General features: G+C 48.4%; 16 protein-coding genes. 12 read left to right on the top strand and 4 right to left on the bottom strand.

The window, feature by feature from the left end; all coding sequences use genetic code 11:
• Positions 1 to 40: 40 nt before the first annotated feature.
• From KNO86_RS02195 to KNO86_RS02185, 3 genes are read left to right on the top strand one after another with little or no spacing between them, the layout of a single operon-like run.
• Positions 41 to 862, top strand: a complete 822-nt coding sequence (locus KNO86_RS02195) for a MetQ/NlpA family ABC transporter substrate-binding protein (RefSeq protein ID WP_214692472.1) — start codon at positions 41 to 43, stop codon at positions 860 to 862.
• 11 nt (positions 863 to 873) lie between these two features.
• On the top strand, positions 874 to 1908 hold the full coding sequence (locus KNO86_RS02190) for a methionine ABC transporter ATP-binding protein (RefSeq protein ID WP_214692470.1): 1035 nt from the start codon (positions 874 to 876) through the stop codon (positions 1906 to 1908).
• Positions 1880 to 2542, top strand: a complete 663-nt coding sequence (locus tag KNO86_RS02185; RefSeq protein ID WP_214692468.1) for a methionine ABC transporter permease — start codon at positions 1880 to 1882, stop codon at positions 2540 to 2542. The genes KNO86_RS02190 and KNO86_RS02185 overlap by 29 nt, the downstream gene beginning before the upstream one ends.
• Positions 2543 to 2572: 30 nt before the next feature.
• Here the strand turns inward: KNO86_RS02185 and KNO86_RS02180 are convergent, their stop codons facing one another.
• Complete coding sequence (locus KNO86_RS02180) at positions 2573 to 2968, bottom strand: Spx/MgsR family RNA polymerase-binding regulatory protein (RefSeq protein WP_214692466.1); 396 nt, start codon at positions 2966 to 2968, stop codon at positions 2573 to 2575.
• 161 nt (positions 2969 to 3129) lie between these two features.
• Here KNO86_RS02180 and KNO86_RS02175 point away from each other — a divergent pair, with 161 nt between their 5' ends.
• The 4 genes from KNO86_RS02175 (at position 3130) to KNO86_RS14740 (ending at position 7263) form a co-directional block, all read left to right on the top strand.
• On the top strand, positions 3130 to 3513 hold the full coding sequence (locus KNO86_RS02175; protein WP_214692464.1) for a DUF302 domain-containing protein: 384 nt from the start codon (positions 3130 to 3132) through the stop codon (positions 3511 to 3513).
• A gap of 120 nt (positions 3514 to 3633) precedes the next feature.
• Positions 3634 to 4905 (top strand): hypothetical protein, encoded by a 1272-nt coding sequence (locus KNO86_RS02170; RefSeq protein WP_214692457.1) that lies wholly within the window; start codon positions 3634 to 3636, stop codon positions 4903 to 4905.
• The gene (locus tag KNO86_RS02165) at positions 4902 to 6200 is read left to right on the top strand and encodes a hypothetical protein (RefSeq protein WP_214692454.1); all 1299 of its coding nucleotides are present in this window, start codon (positions 4902 to 4904) and stop codon (positions 6198 to 6200) included. Before KNO86_RS02170 ends, KNO86_RS02165 begins: the two co-directional genes overlap by 4 nt.
• Before the next feature lie 157 nt (positions 6201 to 6357).
• The gene (locus KNO86_RS14740) at positions 6358 to 7263 is read left to right on the top strand and encodes a methyl-accepting chemotaxis protein (protein ID WP_214692453.1); all 906 of its coding nucleotides are present in this window, start codon (positions 6358 to 6360) and stop codon (positions 7261 to 7263) included.
• Here the strand turns inward: KNO86_RS14740 and KNO86_RS02155 are convergent.
• Positions 7155 to 7937: a M48 family metallopeptidase gene (locus KNO86_RS02155; protein ID WP_214692445.1), complete on the bottom strand. Its 783-nt coding sequence runs from the start codon at positions 7935 to 7937 to the stop codon at positions 7155 to 7157. The genes KNO86_RS14740 and KNO86_RS02155 overlap by 109 nt on opposite strands.
• 115 nt (positions 7938 to 8052) lie before the next feature.
• Here KNO86_RS02155 and KNO86_RS02150 point away from each other — a divergent pair, with 115 nt between their 5' ends.
• Genes KNO86_RS02150 through KNO86_RS02140 form a run of 3 tightly spaced genes read left to right on the top strand, consistent with a single transcriptional unit; the run spans position 8053 to position 11628 of the window.
• A complete protein-coding gene (locus KNO86_RS02150; protein WP_214692443.1) occupies positions 8053 to 9225 on the top strand; it encodes a MalY/PatB family protein in 1173 nt (390 codons plus the stop codon).
• A gap of 55 nt (positions 9226 to 9280) precedes the next feature.
• A complete protein-coding gene (locus tag KNO86_RS02145) occupies positions 9281 to 10492 on the top strand; it encodes a hypothetical protein (RefSeq protein WP_214692441.1) in 1212 nt (403 codons plus the stop codon).
• Positions 10489 to 11628, top strand: a complete 1140-nt coding sequence (locus KNO86_RS02140; RefSeq protein WP_214692436.1) for a hypothetical protein — start codon at positions 10489 to 10491, stop codon at positions 11626 to 11628. Before KNO86_RS02145 ends, KNO86_RS02140 begins: the two co-directional genes overlap by 4 nt.
• Positions 11629 to 11690: 62 nt before the next feature.
• Here KNO86_RS02140 and KNO86_RS02135 read toward each other — a convergent pair whose 3' ends face one another.
• Positions 11691 to 12704 (bottom strand): tyrosine-type recombinase/integrase, encoded by a 1014-nt coding sequence (locus KNO86_RS02135; RefSeq protein ID WP_214692435.1) that lies wholly within the window; start codon positions 12702 to 12704, stop codon positions 11691 to 11693.
• On the bottom strand, positions 12701 to 13762 hold the full coding sequence (locus KNO86_RS02130) for a GGDEF domain-containing protein (protein WP_214692433.1): 1062 nt from the start codon (positions 13760 to 13762) through the stop codon (positions 12701 to 12703). The genes KNO86_RS02135 and KNO86_RS02130 overlap by 4 nt, the downstream gene beginning before the upstream one ends.
• Before the next feature lie 341 nt (positions 13763 to 14103).
• Here KNO86_RS02130 and KNO86_RS02125 point away from each other — a divergent pair, with 341 nt between their 5' ends.
• Positions 14104 to 14508 carry a CoA-binding protein gene (locus tag KNO86_RS02125; RefSeq protein ID WP_211782816.1) on the top strand — a complete coding sequence of 135 codons (405 nt, stop codon included), beginning with the start codon at positions 14104 to 14106 and terminating at the stop codon, positions 14506 to 14508.
• Between the two features lie 126 nt (positions 14509 to 14634).
• Positions 14635 to 16602, top strand: coding sequence for a DNA topoisomerase IV subunit B (parE, locus tag KNO86_RS02120; RefSeq protein WP_214692431.1), 1968 nt, complete (start codon positions 14635 to 14637; stop codon positions 16600 to 16602).
• Position 16603 lies beyond the last annotated feature (1 nt).

Raw genomic sequence — 16603 nt, 5'->3', positions numbered from 1 at the left:
TCGTGAGTAGCGGGCTTTTCAATTGGAGGAGGAACTATTCATGAATATCAAACAAAAAACACTTTTGGCAGGTTCGTCATTCCTTGCAGCAATCGCACTTTCAGCTTGTGGGCAATCCGAGGCGAGCGAAACGCTCAGCACGGAAGAACTGACGATCGGCGTGACCGGTGGCCCACACGAGCAGATTGCAGAGAAAGTACAGGAACTCGCGAAAGAGGATGGACTTGAGATTGATATCAAAGTATTCAACGATTACAACACACCGAATACGGCACTAGACGAGGGAAGCCTAGATGTGAACAGTTATCAGACGTTATCGTTCCTCGAACTTCAAAAGTCAGACAAGGGGTATAAAATTGACGATGTCTTCAAGACCGTCGCTTTCCCGATGGGTCTTTATTCTGAGAAGTTGACAGATATCAAGGATTTAAAAGAAGGAGATAAAGTTGCCGTCCCGAACGATCCGGCGAACGAACTACGTGCCTTGCGTCTGTATGAAACTGCTGGCCTCATCACATTGAAGGACGGCTTGACGGATAAAGCAACAAAACGAGATATCGCAGAAAACCCGCTCAATTTAGAATTCATCGAGCTTGAAGCGTCGCAGCTTCCCACACAGCTACCGGAAGTAGCCCTTGCAGCCATCAATACGAACTTTGCGATGGGAGCAGGTCTCTCCATCAACGAGGATGCCCTGTTCCACGAGGACACGGTCGACAACCCATATCCGAACTATGTGGTCGTCCGCTCGGCCAACAAAGAAGATGAGGTCGTTGAGACATTGAAGTCTTACTACCATTCGGATGAAGTACGTGCCTTCATCGAAGAAGAATTCAATGGATCTGTCGTACCAGCGTTCTGAGGAGGGATTTGATGATTGAACTGAAACAAATCACCAAGCAATTTCACGTCAATGGAGATACGATCACCGCGCTCGACGACGTCTCCCTCACAATCGAAAAAGGAGAGATCTTCGGCATCATCGGGCGAAGCGGTGCCGGGAAGAGTACACTCATCCGAATGATCAATCTATTAGAGCGCCCGACAGCAGGTGTCGTTGAGATTGAGGGACAAGATATCACACAATTAAAGAAAAAAGAACTCTCTTCGCTACGTCAGCGAATTGGTATGATCTTTCAACATTACAACTTATTAAAGACGGCGACCGTAGAAGAAAACGTGGCTATCCCGCTCCGCCTCGAAGGGCTCGGAAAGCATGTCATCCGTGAACGGGTCGACCGCTATCTCGACATCGTCGGTTTATCTGAACATCGGAACCATTATCCGGAACAATTGTCAGGCGGTCAAAAACAGCGCGTCGCCATTGCACGAGCGCTCGCACATGAACCGGACATCCTGCTCAGCGACGAGTCGACGAGTGCCCTCGACCCTGAAACGACCGAGTCGATCTTAGAATTGTTGCTCGAGATCAACCGAGAGCTCGGATTAACGATTTTTCTCATCACGCATGAGATGGAAGTGATTGAACGGATCTGTGACCGGGTCGCCGTCATCGATCACGGCAACATCATTGAACAAGGCAACGTGTTGGATGTCTTCTCAAACCCGAGACACGAAACGACGCAGCGGTTCTTGAAGACGAATCTCGATGTTCCGGAAGAAGTGGTGTCGGAATTACAGTCGCGAGGCACGCTCGTTCATTTATCATTCATCGGTAGTCAAACGGAACAAGCGGTGCTCGCCCAGTTGACGAAACGATTCGGGATTTTACCGAACATCATTGGGGGCGGCATCAAGAAATTGAAAGCCGGTCTCGTCGGGAACTTGCTCGTTCACCTTGATGGAGACCATGATCAAACAGAACTCGCCGTCCGTTATTTGAAGACGAGCGGTGTACACGTAAGGGAGGTGTCGAACCATGCAACAGTTTTGGACAGACTGGGGTGACCTGATTTGGACGGGAACGATTCAAACGTTGACGATGACGAGCATCGCGCTCCTCATCTCGACACTGATCGGGCTACCGCTCGGGACGTTGCTCGTACTGTCGAGACCGAACGGACGTCTCGCGAACCGATTTGTGTACGGTGGATTATCGAGCGTCATCAACGTCATCCGTTCGATTCCGTTCATCATTCTCTTGTTTTTCATCTTGCCGTTCACACGCTTCATCATGGGTACAACGATTGGGGTCCAAGGTGTACTTCTACCACTCATCGTCTTCACCGCCCCATACATCGCGCGGCTCATGGAGTCTGCTCTTCTTGAAGTCGACCGCGGGGTCATCGAGGCGTATGAGGCGATGGGCATCTCGACGAGAAAAATCATCTGGTACGTCCTCATCCGTGAGGCACGTTCTTCCATCGTTCTCGGATTGACGATTGCAACGATCGGGTTGATTGGTGCGACAGCCATGGCAGGTCTCGTTGGAGCCGGTGGGCTTGGAGATATCGCGTATCAATACGGACACCTTCGTTTCGAACCGGAAGTCATGTATGTGACGATTTTTGTCCTTATCCTGCTTGTTCAATCGATTCAGTCATTCGGAAACCGATTGGCAGCTAAATTAAAACGAGCCTAAAAAAGAATCGTGTCGCCTTGGCGACACGATTTATGCGTTGTGGAGCAACCGTTTTAGTTCAGCGATGCGGTCATTCCGAGGAATGAACGTCCGAATCTCTTTCTCACTGAAACCGACCTGGATGCGATGATGGTCGAAGACAATCGGACTCTTCAGGATTTGTGGGTTTGATGCGACAAAACTGTACAGTTCGCGGATCGACATCTCGTCGAGTTTCTCAGCCGCTTGTTTATAGACGCTCTTCTGTACCGACAGCAAGTCGGTCGTCCCATTCTCAGTCAGACTTAGCATTTCTTTAAATTCACCAAAGGATAAGCCTTGGTCTGTCAATTTCTTTTCGATGAAGGGAATCTTTTGTTCCCGCAACCAATCAATCGTTTTTCTGGAAGAACTGCAGCTCGTATGCGTGAATACCGTGACCGTCACGACAACCACTTCTCCTTTACATCAGTTTGGTTCTAACTATTATCTCTTTTTATACGTTACGTTTCGTGATTATGTTTCAAATCACATACAGTTTCTTTTTGATTGAAAGCGACTTCGTTCGGGTACAGATTTCAAGAGGAATCACATAAGGAGGAATGAAGATGTTTGATTATACTGTACAGTCTGACCGTACTGTTGAGGACGTCATCGCCCGTCTTGGAGAAGCGCTGAAAGATGAGTCATTCGGTGTATTATGGGACTTTGATTTGAGCGACACGTTAGAGAAAAAAGGGCAGGCCATTGAAGGAAAGTATCGCATCTTAGAAGTGTGCAACCCGAAGGCGGCAAAAGAAGTGCTGTCACAACAGTTAGAGGGAGGCTACTTCCTCCCGTGTAAAATCGCCGTGTTCGAAAAGGACAATCACACACAAATCGGCATGCCGAAACCGACAACGTTGATTCGTCTCATTGACGACAAATCGCTACAAGCCGTCGCAGCGGACGTCGAATCTAGACTGCAACGTGCGATCGACCAAAGTAAATAAACGATGTACCATCCGCTCATGAAACATGGGCGGATTTTTTTCGTATAGGACAGTTAGATAATGGTAAAATTGGATGGTACGATTACAGGAGGGGATATTTTGTACAAAAGAGGAATAATGATGTTACTTAGTGCTTCATTATTAAGCGCATGTGGGGCATCTGATATAGAAGTCATTCAGCTGGATTACATAGAGAATCAATGGAATCTCGAGAGTTATACGAAAGAAGGAGAACTTGTTCAAGTCCACGATACGAAAGAAGTGCTCGAGGCATGTGAGGGCGAACGAACGACGGAGCTAAAAGGTGATGTCACTGTATACCAGACAGTGTTTGCAGGGCGAAAGGGAGTCGTGTCATCCATGGATCCGTACTCGATGAAGGTAGTTACCTATTTAGAAGGTGACGAACGATATGTTGTCTGTCGCGAAGATTATACGAATCAATGGATGGCGGAGACGATCGATAAGTTCCCGGACTTTGTAAATACATCTGAAGGAATCAGTGTCCCCCGATTACCTAGCCTTCATCAAACATCTTCACCCTCAAAGGATAAGCTAGTGAAAACAGACGAACTGAACATCGATGAAATCGACATCATCCCGTTCCGAGATACATTACTTGAAATTGAACCGGCTCTATTCGGAGAGCTTGAACTAGAACTCGATGGTAAAGCGACGAGACATTCGCTCACTAGTTTTCAACCGACCGGAATCGATATGCCGCATCGACAGATTGCCATCGGACTCGATCGAAAAACATCTCAACCGTATATTCTTTTTTCATTCAATGAACGCTTTGTTTATCAACCATTACAGTTTGAAGAACTAGAGGAACCTGCGTCAATAGAACAAAAGGCATTTGATAAGATAAGCGTCGACACCATCGTCGAACCTGGAGAGCTAACAGAAGGAGAAGCGGTTCCCTTATATTCATTCCACTACATAGAAGATGGCGAACCCGTGACTGAAACGATGACGGTTCGCTTTATTGAAGGTACGTTGCTGAAAGAAGGCGAAGAACCCGATTCGATGCTTGAAGAGTGGATGCCGGACCAAGAAGACGGTCAAAGAGTCGTTGCGCACCGTAAACCGTTTGACGGGAATTCACTCACTTATCCTGATTTTATCGAAATCTCGACGGAAGAATCTGAACAAGTCATGGAAGTATTGAAGGAGGCAGAACCGGTCGGCCGTAAGGGTGAACCTGCAGACTATCGATACTTGACGTTGACGGAAGGATGGAAAGGGCAAGAGTTTGAAATCAGCTATAAACAGCGGTCAAAAAAAATCGACATCTATCTGACAGACCTGCTTCGCGATCAGACATTTAAATTATCTAGTAAAGGGGCGGAAGTGTTCTTGGATATTTTCCCGGAGTACGAAAAATCATGATGAAACGACTATTATTCACGTTATGTACAGTTGGAATTTTATCGGGTTGTGGTGGTGAAGAGGTAAAGGTCGTCAAACTGGACCATATGCCCTCACAATGGGATGTACGAGACATGAACTCGAACAGCTTTACTACTGGTCCGGAGACGTGGGCAAGCGATTTACTCCTTGCATGCACCGACGACTCGGTTCCCCAAATTAATGAGGACGTCACGGTCTATCATTCGTATGTCTTGAACCGAAAAACCATAATTTCGGACTACGATGCTCACGCCTATAAGCTAGTGACGTATGTAAAAGGCGAACAGAATTATGTCATTTGTCAGGACGGCTTTTCTCCAAAGATGAGAGTCGGACTTGTTGAGAAGTTCCCTTCGTTTGTACAGGCTTCTGAAGGTGTCACCATCCCAAGTAATCCGACAATTGCAAATGGGACTGGGGAACAAGAAGAGAGTGTGGAGGAAAGGGATTATTCCGATGTTTTCGAGGTACCCGTCCATCTCATTGACGGAACGATGATTCAAGTGACCCCTTCCTTGAATGGAAGTATCCATTTAACCATCGGAGAGGACGAAGGGATCTTTCCGCTCTCAATCATTGAACCTTATCACGCGCAAATGGGAAGCATGACAATCGCACTCGGCTACGATGAACAATCCAAAGAGGCTTACTTTTTCGCTAAGTCGGAAGGTGGGTTACTTTCCTATGACCCGATTGTCCTTATAACAAAAGATGATTATTGGCAACCTGAGCAGCAACCAAAGCAATTTGAAGGGCTCAAAGTCGAGCGGGTACTGCAAGCAGAATCGCTCGAACCAGGTGTCGAGACACCGGTTTACACGTTCTCTTTTATTGAGGATGGCAAACGTGTGACGAAAGATGTTCGTCTCACCTACACGGACCACGAATTTGCGACGAATGAATCGATCGAAGCGGACATAGAATCGAATCCCGCCGTACCAAGTGGTCCGTTCGTGTTCGTCCATAAGACTCCTTTGAACGGAAAGGCAACGATTGATTACCCGAACGTGCTGCGGGCTGCTGGAATCGACATGTCTGATTTGATGGATGCAATCGATGAGGCAGAGCCGGTCAAGCGAGAAGGGGAGATAGAGGAGTATTCGCTGCTTACGATCATCGACGGGTGGGTCGGTCAGGAGTTTCAATTAAGCTTTCAGAGACGCTCGAAAAAGGTGGATGTGTACTTAACCGATCCAAAGCGAAAGCAGACGTTCAAATTGTCGAGCACAGGAGCAGAGACATTCTTCAGCTATTTTCCAGACTTGAAAGAGTAAAGGTGCCTGTTGGCGCCTTTTCATTTGGTAAATACTTCAAACTTAAGATATTGACCTTCTGTATAAAAAGGATGCAATGGATTGCTTCACAATACGTTACACTGAGGTTCACGATTTGGTACGAATATCCTACGAAGAAGAAAGGTTGCTATCTTTAATGAGTACATTGAACCAGAAAATGATCCATTCAGATGACGTATTCCGGTCCATCGAGACGAATATGGCGATGATCCGATTTGATCGTCAACGCCGGGTCGTCGATGTGAACGATACGTTCGCAAAAGCGATGAAATATAGACGCGAAGAGATGATCGGCATGCAGCATCACTTGTTCTGTCCTTCATCCTTTGTCAATAGTCCAGAGTATTCGGCATTTTGGGAGAAACTTTGGAGCGGATTCAGTTTCTCGGATAAAGTGGAGCGAGAGAATGCAAAAGGGGAAACCATTTGGCTCGAGGCGACGTATATGCCGATCTTTGAAGGAGATGATGTCGTCGGTGTCGTCAAAATCGCATCGGATATCACGGAGCGGCAACAGGTGATTGAGGATTATGCGTATCGCTTCAAATCGATGACCGATGTGCTCGATGAACGGGCGAAGACGGGTATGCAAGATACGAAAGTATTGAACGAGACGATTGAACGGCTTGCTAAAGATGCAGCGGAAAACCTTCACGCCCTTCAGAACTTGCGTCGTCAAGCAGATGACATCGCGAAAATCGCACTGTCCATCAAAGAGATTGCCGCACAAACGAATCTATTGTCTTTAAATGCCGCCATCGAAGCCGCTCGCGCCGGTGAACATGGACTTGGATTTAATGTCGTGGCGACGGAAGTGCGGAATCTCTCACGTATGGTTGAACGTGCGGTCGTCGACGTCAATTCAAATACGGAAGGGATGAACTTTGAACTACGAAAAATTGTAGAAGGTGTCACCGCATCCAATCAAGAAATTCAGTTGAGTGCAAAGACGATGGAACAAACGATGGATCGATTCCATGCGTTCGAGCAGGCCGCAGCCGAATTACATGATACGGCTGACACGTTCACTTCTAACTTATGAACCGATTGACCCTTTGATGGGTCAGTCGGTTTTTTGAGCTGTAATGTATGGCCGTTCTGCTTCAACCAAGCTTTCGCTTGATCTGTTTCTGGATATATTGTACGTAACGTGTTCCAAAATGAGGCAGAATGGTCGAAGTGGACGAGATGCACCCATTCGTGAGCGATGACGTAGTCCATCATTTCTTTTGGTGCGAGCATGAGGCGGACGTTGATGGAGATGGTCCCATTTGAACTACATGACCCCCAACGTGTCTTTTGGTGACCGATCCGAATCTTTTTCGCTTTCACGCCTAAGATTCTTTCGTAAGTCGGTGCCCGCTCGGTCACATATTCAAGTGCACGTTCGCGTAGCCATGCCTCATAATGTTTAGACAGAGTGTTTTCGCCCCATGTCCTCGGGACGAAAAATGAGGAACCGTCATGTCTGAGTGTCGTGCCATCATCTTTTTTGGTCGGATAGCTTTTTCCATGAAAGACGAGCCCCTCATCAAGAACAGACGTCTGTTTCGGAAGGTTGTGGCATGTATGACGAATCCATGAGTCGTGCTCTTCTAAAATGCGATTGACGACTCGTTTTGACAAACGTGCTGGGATACGTAGCTCGATGCCATTTGGTGTGACATAAAATGCGGCTTTTTTTCTTCGTTTATGTCTGACGATGTTGACGTTCATACATTACCTCCTCTCTATTTCTCGATTGAGTATAACGAAGTCGGCAAGAAACTGCCATGCTTTTTTGGCACGCAGTCGAATCAACTTTGATACAGTAAGAGGAGGAGGGATGAACATGAAATCAATTTTACAACAACAACTTGAACGCACTGGTACGAACTCAGTGAAGTGGGATGGATTGGAGCGTTGGTTCCATCTGTCAGAAGAGGTGTTGCCGCTCTGGGTGGCCGACATCGATATCCGTACAGCACCGTCTATTTCGGAGGCACTCGCAAAGAAGGCCGCTCAAGGAGAATTCGGCTATACCTTGTTTGCGCCTGAAGCGCAGGAAGCGGTTCGGTCTTGGTACGGGCGACGTCACGATATGGAGATTGATCCGAAGCATGTCTTATTCTCAAGTGGGGTCGTCCCCGCATTGACACATATCGTCGAGGCATTGACGGAAGTCGGGGATGGTGTTGTCATTCAGTCACCCGTCTACCCACCGTTCCATGAACTCGTTGTTGGTTCGAAACGACAGGTGTTCGATGCACCGTTGAAAGAGAACGATGGACGCTACGAGATGGACTTCGTCGCCTTGGAGGAAGCGATGAAACAAGCGAAGCTCTTCTTGCTCTGTTCTCCGCATAATCCGGTCGGACGTGTCTGGACGAGAGCAGAACTGGAAAAGGTCGTCGAGCTTGCAAATCAATATGATGTCATCGTCGTCGCAGATGAGATTCATGCGGATTTGACGTTCCCTTCTCACAAACATAATGCAATCGGCTCACTCGACCCCCGTGTCATCACGGTAAGTGCGCCCTCAAAAGCGTTTAACATCGCAGGTTTATTTGCATCTTACATCATCTGTCCGGTCGATGAATGGCGGAAACAGATCACGAAAGTACAAAACAAACATCACGTCCTCCCGACACCGTTTGCGAATACAGCCATCATCGCGGCCTATACAGACAAACGTGCGGAGCAATGGCTCGATCAATTGCGTGAAGAACTCGAGCAACAAATGAGCGAGGCTATCGATTCGATTGAAACCCATTTACCGATGCTCCGTACGGCGCGTCCTGAGGCGAGCTATTTATTGTGGATCGACTTTTCGAAGCTCCCGATGTCTGCCGAGGAGAGAAAGTCTTGGCTACATCAAGACGTACGAATCTTCTTGTCACCGGGTAGTCCGTTCGGTCCTCAAGGTGAAGGGTTTGAACGGATGAATATCGGGACGCGTCGCGAATTGCTAGACGAGGCAATCCAACGTCTCAGCACGCAAATGAAACGAAAAGCGTTTGTGTAAAACGAGAATCGGGAAAAATTCACAATGAGATGATGAGAGAAAGTGAGTGGATGGGATGGAGACGATCAACTGGAAGAAAAAAATGGAGGAACAGCTAAGGCGCAGTGGATTCACCTTGCAAGTCGAAAACATGTCCAATATTCGCTTGACTGAGATTCATGCGAGCTCTTCTCCGTTGATCTCTTATCCGCTCCGTGTCCGATTGTATGAGCGGATGGGCTGGCTCATGTGTACGGTCGATTCGCCGACTCTTGACCGAAACGAGGACCATCCCTTATTCGAGCGGATGGTGACAGCCGTGTTCGAACGAATCGTACGTCATTTATACAACGGATATGGATTCCATGTGCTGACGTTCATCGGTGATACCGGAAACTATATCGCGCCTAAAGATTCTGAGACGGGCGAGGTCGTCCGGCTCGTCGCTCACCTATGGAATGACCGCTCCTATATCCATCTCGACACATTCGAGGAATATCCGGCCTTATATGTCACCCCACCGTGGGCCCACCAGGCGTATGCCATCGAGAGTACAGATGAGGAATGGGTCATTTACGCAGGTAGGGGCGGTAGACCATCGACCGATTATCGGGCGGATGGCGTCGAGTTAAAGCCTCATCGTCTGGCAGACGGTGAACTCTTCTTCCCAGTCGACCGCATCTCAAAACACAAAGGCACACTCGCTCTTGCCGAATGGCTCCGTCTTGAGCGGAGAGAAGTCGAGGACTTTATGATGTCGTTCATGCAGACGATTCGAAAGTTCGACCCTTCCTTCGGGTTCGCATGGGGTGGTACAGAGACGTTCTTTCACGGCGTGCCGGTCGAGCCATATGCGCAAGTACTCAGACTCGAGAGCGGGAAGCGTCGCTATCGCGTTATGAACAATACGGCGAAGCGATTGTTTGCGGTATCGGATGACCCTAACAAATGTCTCAAGGAAGTGAGTCAGACGTTAGGGACGATCACGTTACCGGAACGACGGGTCTCAGCACTTGGACAACTGATTATGGGGATTTGGCAACAGTTTGAGACCGATGAAGAGACGTATATCCAAGAAGTCGCATATCGGGACATCTCAAAATTTCAGATGGAAGAGAAAATCGGTCATGCTCTGGCGAATCAACAGCGTATTCGTTGGATCGATAAGAATCATCCACACCAGAATGTGATTGAATATGCCCATCTCCGTATCACGTTCCCGAAACGACCACCGGGCCTTGTCACTGTCGAACCTGCTGAATCTGGACATGAAAGAGGTGCTTTATGAGAATTGTGGACGCACGTGCCATGCCGATCAACCATGAGGATTTGATTGCTGTCACATCATCCTCGGTTTACTATCGTGAAAAGAAAGATGAGACGACTTTCTCCCTCTATCGTTTTGATGAAGAGGACGGGATGATTACCCAGTTGAACCGTCGTCCCTATGAAGACTACGGGTATTCGAAACTCTTCGTGGATGGGGACGTCGTGTACTTCTTAAACGAGATCCCAGACGGCGAGGGAATCATCAAGACAGAGTTGATCGCGTTCTCTTATAAAGCAGGGAAAGAAGAAATTGTAACGACATTTGAGAAGAGAGGGAATAGCACGCTATTCTGGGTACTCGATCATCGTTACTTCCTCTTTTTGACGGCATTTGAATCGTCTGATGAGGCATGGTTGTATGATCGGGTGACCGGTCAGCGTGAGCGTATTCGGGACGAGCGTCTAATCGGGAAGACAGAACGATTCCGTGAGCTGTATTTGTTCACGACGACATTCGCGGGTATCGCGTATATCGTCTGTAACGCCAGACTCGATGAATTTGACTACTATGATGCACTCGACAATGGACGAGTCTCTCCGGACGATCCGATTGACCATTCTGAGGCGCTACTCATCTGTCCTCTCGAGGAGGCGATCGAGGCGATCTGGGATCAACGAGATGAATTGCCATTCGATGATGTTCTCCGATTGCAAGGGGAAGGCGACACGGTACAGTACCTTGGTGAGAACGAGGGTATCCTTCGATTTTCAGCGTTCGTCGACTCCTTGAACGAAGAAGTCATCTATGATTTGACGGCACCTGATGTGTTACACGAAGTATCGGTTGTCGACTGGGGTGCCTATGAACCGCTCGACTTCACATATGACGATGTCAGTTCGACAATCTTTATCAAGGTAGATGAGAGTGACATGCATACGGAAGTCATTGATGTTGCGACTGGGGCACGTTATATCGATGTGGAACCGTTCGAGCGCGTGATTGGTCGTCGTTATCTCGTTCATGAGTATACAGAAGGTCTTACGAGCGGCGTCGTCATTTTCGATTTAGAGACAGAGGAACGCTTTGCATATGAAAATGCCTATTATATGGTCATCGATGATGCCGTATTGATCTTGTCCATGTCTAGCACATAAATATAAACACCACCCATTTATTAGGTGGTGTTTATATTTGGGTATATAGTTAACATAACATGTTATTGTAAACCTGATATCGCGTGTTTTTTTCGCTCGTCACCGATATGGGCATACACTTGTGTCGTGGCCACCGATTCATGACCGAGCAGCTGTTGAATCGTCAATACATCGATTCCGCTCATCGCTAGTCGTGTAGCAAACGTGTGGCGGAGCTTATGGGGTGTCACTTGTTTATATGACAAGAAAGGGAGATATGGTTTCAATCGATCGATATGACCTTTTAACACGTGTTGAACCGTACGAACGGCAATTCGTTTCCCTTTTTCATTCTGAAATAACGCACCTTCACGCGACAATTGACGGTATTCGATGAGCAAGGGCTGAAGAGGACTCGCTATCGGAATGAGGCGCTCCTTGTTCCCTTTACCGATGACGCGGATGGTTTCGGTTTCGAAGTTGATATCGGTCCAATTGAGTCCGACGAGTTCCGACACGCGCATACCCGTTAGTCCGAGAAGTTGGATGATTAAAAAGTCACGTTCGCGATTTGTCTCATACCAGCTCGCCTCACGGTTCGTCATCCCGACATTGCTTCGGACGAGCGTTGAGAAGTCGAGCCACTCCGACTCTGTCAAATAGATCGGGTTCCGTTTGCCTCGCTTCGGTCGCTCCACGGCCTGAAATGGATTGATCGTGGCCCGGTTCGTCTCAATCAAATAATTGAAGAGTGATTGTAACGTAGACAATTTTCGATTGATGACACTCGGGGCGTTCTCGAGCTCGAGGGCGAGGTAAGTCGCATATGCTTCTGCCCCCGCATGATCGATTTCCGTAAATGCCGCCAAATCAATTGTCTCAGGTTCTAATTCAGTCCCGCTCACGTGTTCAACCCAACGGAAGAAGTCCAATACATCATAGACATAGCGTTGAGCGGTCTGTTTGGAGTAGTGCTTGGCCGCTAAGTGGTGGAAGAACTGTTGGATGAACACAGGTAATCGGTGCAATCCGTTCAGCTCAAACCGTTTCAAGTTCGTTGTCGTCGGCCGTTGTCCGAGTTGACGGAAGATACTCATTGAACCTCTCCTTTTCTTACGAATCTAACTTGATTCTTTCCATTTTGTTTTCCTTCACGCAGATAATCATCTGCCTCTTTCACGATCTCCTCTAACGTATCGAACTGTGTACGCACGGCAAGTCCGAACGTCATCGTGATATGGAGTTGTTCACCTTCGTATTCCAAACGTGTGGATTCGATTTGATGTCGCAACTGCTCCGTTATAGCGTAAACATCTCCAGACGAGTTCGTATAGAAGAGTAAAAACTCTTCACCACCCCAGCGTACGGCAAGCCCGTCAACCGAGGACAAGATGGATGCGACTTGTTGGATGACACGGTCTCCACAATCGTGGCCATACGTCTCATTGAACGACTTGAATCCGTCGATGTCACATAGCGCAATGGCGTAAGAGATGCCATCACGACTAGCCTGCTCGATGGATTCCGAGACGCGTTCGTGTCCGATTTTTCGATTCAGCAGCCCGGTCAATCCATCTGTCGAAGCGAGAATCTGCAATTGTTCGTTCGATTGCTCGAGTTCATCCGTCACCTCGACGACGGCCGATTCAAAGATGAAAGAGAGAGCGGCAATCATCATGACCGTCGAAAGGATACAAAAGAGCCCAAGCGCCTGTTCGATAGGTTGCGGCAAAGTCACCATTCCGTCTGACACATTGACGAAGAGGATGCTATAGATCATCATCGCGAGGGCGGTCGTCAAGACTCGTTGTCCTTTTGTCACGCTCGGCATGAAAAAGACGCCATAGGCCATCATGAGTATGAAATAATGCATGTTGACATCCCAACCGAGAATGATGGTCGAGATGATTGCGTTATACACGACTTCGATGAAGAGTCCGGTGAAGAAAATGCCGTACCATCGTTTATGTACAAAATAAAATGAAATCGTGTAATATAGGACGCTCACCCCATTAGAGATGAACAAAGAGGCCACATCCAATCGCCAGAATAACAGACAGAACAAGAGATGAACGAACCAGGCGATGACGTTGCCATAAAACATGATGCGTTCATTATACAGCGTTCCGCGACGGGCATCATAAATTGTTCCCATCTTACACCTCCTCTCATTCAGTATAGCGAAAGAACGCTTGTATTTATATAAAAGTCATTAAAATCATCCATGAAAAGACCTTATAACACGTCCTTATTATTGCGTGAAATAGATATTTCACGCAACGTTTATGAGTTACATGATTCCTTCTGAATTGAATAGTTAATCGACTGATAAGTTTTATCGCAAAATAAAAGGTAGACAATAATTTGTTATGTAAACCATATTGGTTTGTCTTGAAATTGTAATGTTGAACCATTATACCTTATGATGAAAATAGGACTTGAAACGGCAAGTCAGGTAACGTTACACTGTAAACGTAAACCAAAGGGGGATTTTGGATGGATGATCAGCGTTTGAAGCAACTTTTGTCTGAAGCGAAGACCATCGCGGTCGTCGGCGTGTCCGACAACCCGAACAAGACGGCCAACCAGATTGCGGAGTACTTACTACGTGTCGGGTATACCGTCATCCCTGTCAACCCGATGCTCGAGGAGTGGAACGGCCGCAAGGCATATCCGTCCGTCGAGAGCATCCCGGGTAGAATCGATATCGTCGACGTGTTCCGTCGCAGTGAGTTTTTAGCAGGTGTCGCGGAAGATGCGGTACGACATGGGGATGTCGGGCTCGTCTTCAACCAGCTCGGTCTCTCAAGTCCGGAGGCGGAGCAAATCGTACGCGATGCCGGGCTCGACTACATCGAGAACCGCTGCCTGTACGTGGAGCATGCTCGTCTACTCGGATAAGACCTACCTCCTTGGTAGGTCTCCTTTTTTTCAGCAACGGCTGACAAGGGAGGCTTGCCAGAATCGATGAACAGCTATACAATAGGAAAGAAAAACGAACGTGTGTTCGAAATTGAGGTGACTGCTATGTCAACAGATCTATTTAATTACAATGAAGACGCCATCCAGGTGCTCGAAGGACTCACGGCCGTACGAAAACGACCGGGGATGTACATCGGGTCAACCGACCATCGCGGGCTTCACCATCTCGTCTATGAGATCGTCGACAATGCGATCGATGAGGCGCTCGCCGGGTTCGGTGGTCAAATCGATGTGACGATTCATAAGGACGATGCGATCACGGTCCGTGACCACGGACGTGGGATGCCGACAGGGATGCACGCCTCTGGAAAACCGACACCTGAAGTCATTTTTACCGTTCTCCATGCTGGTGGGAAGTTCGGGCAAGGCGGTTACAAGACGTCTGGCGGTCTCCACGGTGTTGGTGCCTCGGTCGTCAACGCACTCTCGAGCAAGGTTGTCGTGACCATCTATCGCGACGGAAAAGTGTTCGAGCAGACATTCGCGGACGGCGGTGTGCCGCAGACGACGCTCCTCGAGACGGGCAAGACGCGCCAAACCGGGACGAGCGTCTATTTTAAACCGGATGCATCAATTTTCTCGACGACAACGTATAACTATGACACGCTCGCCGAACGCCTCCGTGAATCGGCTTTCCTATTAAAAGGATTGACGATTACGCTGACGGACGAACGTACCGATAAACAAGAGACGTTCCATTACGAGGATGGAATCGCTGAATTCGTTCAATATTTAAATGACGATAAGGCGACGCTTCATCCGATCGTCTACTTCGAAGGGACAGAGAACGAGATTGAGATCGAACTCGCATTCCAGTTCACAGACGCCTATTCCGAGAACGTCCTTTCTTTCGTCAACAACGTCCGTACGCGTGACGGTGGGACGCATGAGGTCGGCGCCAAGACGGCGATGACCCGGATCATGAATGAATATGCGCGTAAGAACGGATTGCTCAAAGAGAAGGACAAGAACCTAGACGGCGGCGACGTCCGTGAGGGACTCACACTCATCGTCTCGGTCCGAATCCCAGAGGAGTTTCTCCAGTTCGAGGGTCAAACGAAGTCGAAACTCGGCTCCCCAGAGGCGCGTGCGAGTGCCGATAGCGTCATGGCGAAGCAACTGACGATTTTCCTAGAAGAGAACCCACAGATGGCCACGATGCTTATCAAAAAAGCGATTCGCGCGGCTCAGGCGCGTGAGGCGGCACGAAAAGCACGTGAAGAGGCACGGAACGGTAAGAAGAAGAAACGTTCGAGCATCTTGAACGGGAAATTGACGCCGGCGACATCGAAGAATGCCGCGAAGAACGAACTGTTCCTCGTCGAGGGTGACTCGGCCGGTGGTTCCGCCAAACAAGGCCGTGACCGGACGTTCCAAGCCATCCTTCCGTTACGCGGGAAGGTCATCAACTCGGAGAAGTCAAAACTCCAAGACATCATGAAAAATGAAGAAATCAATACGATCATCCATGCAATCGGTGCCGGGGTCGGTCATGATTTCGATTTGGATGACTGCAACTTTGACAAGATCATCATCATGACGGATGCCGATACAGATGGTGCGCATATCCAAGTACTCCTTCTCACGTTCTTCTTCCGTTATATGCGACCGCTCGTTGAGGCGGGTCGTGTGTTCGTTGCCTTACCACCTCTTTACCGTATCTCAAAAGGTAAAGGTAAGTCTGAACAGTTCGACTACGCCTGGGACGAAGAGGCACTCGAGAAGCTCGTCAAGGTATATAAGAAGGGCTATATCCTCCAGCGCTACAAAGGTCTCGGTGAGATGAACGCGGACCAGCTGTGGGAGACGACGATGAATCCAGATACCCGTACGCTCATCCGTGTCACGGTGGACGACGCGGCCGTCGCGGACAAGCGTGTCTCGGTCTTGATGGGCGACAATGTCACGCATCGCCGTGAGTGGATCGAGGAGAACGTCGCCTTCGGACTCCAGGAAGATGATTCGATCATCGCCAATGAACATGTGACTAAAGCGATTGAGGAAGTGATGTAAC

Source organism: Exiguobacterium sp. s160 (assembly GCF_018617575.1).
Classification (GTDB): Bacteria; Bacillota; Bacilli; order Exiguobacteriales; family Exiguobacteriaceae; genus Exiguobacterium; species Exiguobacterium aestuarii_A.
Note: the sequence above shows the minus strand (reverse complement) of the source record. Positions and strands in the feature narration are given on the sequence as shown.

Bases quoted from the DNA above. Each gene is read 5' to 3' on its own strand.
- KNO86_RS02165 (WP_214692454.1), top strand. From the start codon at position 4,902: ATGATGAAACGACTATTATTCACGTTATGTACAGTTGGAATTTTATCG.
- KNO86_RS14740 (WP_214692453.1), top strand. From the start codon at position 6,358: ATGAGTACATTGAACCAGAAAATGATCCATTCAGATGACGTATTCCGG.
- KNO86_RS02175 (WP_214692464.1), top strand. From the start codon at position 3,130: ATGTTTGATTATACTGTACAGTCTGACCGTACTGTTGAGGACGTCATC.
- KNO86_RS02195 (WP_214692472.1), top strand. From the start codon at position 41: ATGAATATCAAACAAAAAACACTTTTGGCAGGTTCGTCATTCCTTGCA.
- KNO86_RS02140 (WP_214692436.1), top strand. From the start codon at position 10,489: ATGAGAATTGTGGACGCACGTGCCATGCCGATCAACCATGAGGATTTG.
- parE (WP_214692431.1), top strand. From the start codon at position 14,635: ATGTCAACAGATCTATTTAATTACAATGAAGACGCCATCCAGGTGCTC.
- KNO86_RS02150 (WP_214692443.1), top strand. From the start codon at position 8,053: ATGAAATCAATTTTACAACAACAACTTGAACGCACTGGTACGAACTCA.
- KNO86_RS02130 (WP_214692433.1), bottom strand. From the start codon at position 13,762: ATGGGAACAATTTATGATGCCCGTCGCGGAACGCTGTATAATGAACGC.
- KNO86_RS02170 (WP_214692457.1), top strand. From the start codon at position 3,634: ATGTTACTTAGTGCTTCATTATTAAGCGCATGTGGGGCATCTGATATA.
- KNO86_RS02185 (WP_214692468.1), top strand. From the start codon at position 1,880: ATGCAACAGTTTTGGACAGACTGGGGTGACCTGATTTGGACGGGAACG.
- KNO86_RS02155 (WP_214692445.1), bottom strand. From the start codon at position 7,937: ATGAACGTCAACATCGTCAGACATAAACGAAGAAAAAAAGCCGCATTT.
- KNO86_RS02190 (WP_214692470.1), top strand. From the start codon at position 874: ATGATTGAACTGAAACAAATCACCAAGCAATTTCACGTCAATGGAGAT.
- KNO86_RS02135 (WP_214692435.1), bottom strand. From the start codon at position 12,704: ATGAGTATCTTCCGTCAACTCGGACAACGGCCGACGACAACGAACTTG.
- KNO86_RS02125 (WP_211782816.1), top strand. From the start codon at position 14,104: ATGGATGATCAGCGTTTGAAGCAACTTTTGTCTGAAGCGAAGACCATC.
- KNO86_RS02145 (WP_214692441.1), top strand. From the start codon at position 9,281: ATGGAGACGATCAACTGGAAGAAAAAAATGGAGGAACAGCTAAGGCGC.